This window comes from Mycobacterium simiae (assembly GCF_008370645.1).
Taxonomy (GTDB): domain Bacteria; phylum Actinomycetota; class Actinomycetes; order Mycobacteriales; family Mycobacteriaceae; genus Mycobacterium; species Mycobacterium simiae_A.
The window spans coordinates 1-405 of the sequence record NZ_VTZN01000556.1 but is presented as its reverse complement, the minus strand read 5'-3'; the positions used below and the strand labels follow the sequence as shown (position 1 = coordinate 405).

Genomic DNA, 405 nt, shown 5'->3' with positions numbered 1-405 from the left:
TGGTGGTGCTGTGCAGGTGCCGATGCTCCCGGCTACCTGGGAGCCCAATTTCGTTGGCGCGGTGCAATAAAGGGGGTATGTGACGCTCGACGAAGCGACGGCCTAGAAACAGAAAACCCAAAATGAGAGGATCGCAATGAGTTTGTTGGATGCCCATATTCCGCAATTGGTGGCGTCGCAATCGGCGTTTACTGCTAAGGCGGCGTTGATGCGGCACACAATCGGTCAGGCCGAGCAGTCGGCGATGTCGGCGCAGGCGTTTCACCAGGGGGAGTCCGCCGCGGCTTTCCAGGGCGCTCACGCCCGATTCGTCGAGGCAGCCGCCAAGGTCAACACCTTGCTAGATATCGCCCAAGCCAACCTCGGCGATGCCGCAGGCACCTATGTGGCCGCCGATGCCGCCGC

At 61.5% G+C, this 405-nt stretch carries 1 protein-coding gene; it reads left to right on the top strand.

The window, feature by feature from the left end; all coding sequences use genetic code 11:
* Positions 1 to 136: 136 nt before the first annotated feature.
* The coding region (gene esxG / locus F0Q45_RS26880) for a type VII secretion system protein EsxG (RefSeq protein WP_149656688.1) at positions 137 to 405 on the top strand (269 nt) is incomplete at its 3' end.